1 protein-coding gene is annotated in these 1351 nt (G+C 28.0%); it reads left to right on the top strand.

The window, feature by feature from the left end; translation table 11 throughout:
• Nucleotides 1–11: 11 nt before the first annotated feature.
• Nucleotides 12–1351, top strand: a protein-coding gene (locus ACNQGX_RS18305) for an IS3 family transposase (protein ID WP_417978745.1) whose coding sequence is annotated in 2 segments (ribosomal slippage) — nt 12–489 and nt 489–1351 — 1341 coding nt annotated over the 2 segments. Because the reading frame shifts where the segments join, the coding sequence is not laid out codon by codon here. This gene is flagged as partial in the annotation.

Genomic DNA, 1351 nt, shown 5'->3' with positions numbered 1-1351 from the left:
GGGGTATTTTTATGGAAAGAAAATCAAAATATGATTATGCATTTAAGAAAGAATGTGTTGAGTTAGTTTTAAATAATGGCTATTCAAGTAGACGTGTTTCTAAATTGAAAGGTCCAGATGAATCTAATATTCGTAAATGGGTTAGTTTTTATAAGACCTATGGTGAATCTGGGTTGATTAGCGGTAAGAACAAAAGATACGCTTTAGATATTAAGTTAAAAGTATTAAAATCTATATATAAAGATTCACTTTCATTGAAAGAAGCTGCTTTGAGATTTAACATTTCCGATTCATCTATAATAATCAAATGGCAAAAAGATTTTAGTAATTTTGGGTTGAAAGGATTATATACTAAAACCAGAGGCAGGCCAAAATCTATGAGCAATAATAAACCTAAAAAGCATACATCAGATAAACCATTAACTAGAGAAGAAGAACTACTTTTAGAAAACGAAGCATTACGTTGTGAACTTGATTATTTAAAAAAGTTACAAGCCTTAATTCAAGCAGAAGAGAAAGCCAAAAAGCGCAAGTCATAATGGAATTAAGGCATAAATATGATTTAAAACCACTTTTAAATCATGCTAATATGGCACGAAGTACTTTTTATTATCATCAAAAACAACGTGAATTACCGGATAAATACAAAGTAATTAAACAGTTAATAAAATCTATTTATCACAGACATAAAGGTCGTTATGGATATAGACGAATAACAGATGAACTTCAAAACAAAGGAATCGTTATTAATCACAAAACCGTTTTACGATTAATGAATTTGTTAGGTTTAAAAAGTATTATCAGGGTGAAGAAATACAAATCCTATAAAGGAGAAAATGGTAAAATTGCTCCTAACCTATTAAATCGTAATTTTAAAGCTACAGCTCCCAATCAAAAATGGGCAACCGATATAACAGAGTTCAATGTCTTTGGAAAGAAATTGTATTTATCACCGATTATAGATTTATTTAATCAAGAAATAATTAGTTATGAACTAACAGAAAGACCAGTGTTTAATCAAGTGGTAACTATGCTTAAAAAAGCATTTAAGAAAATACCAAATAACACTAATTTAACTCTTCATTCTGATCAAGGTTGGCAATATCAAATGAAACAATATCAACACTTATTAAAAGAAAAAGGGATTATACAGAGCATGTCAAGAAAAGGAAATTGTTTGGATAATGCTATTATTGAAAACTTCTTTGGAACATTAAAATCTGAACTTTTTTATATAACAAAGTTCAGAACAATAGAAGAATTAAAAACTGAAATTAAACAGTATATTAACTATTACAATAACGAAAGAATCAAATCAAATTTAAACAAAATGAGCCCGATAAAATATCGA

Origin of the sequence: Flavobacterium glycogeni (genome assembly GCF_048286775.1) — a bacterium.
GTDB lineage: Bacteria > Bacteroidota > Bacteroidia > Flavobacteriales > Flavobacteriaceae > Flavobacterium.
The sequence above is the reverse complement of the archived record's forward strand: the minus strand, read 5'-3'. Positions and strand labels throughout refer to the sequence as shown.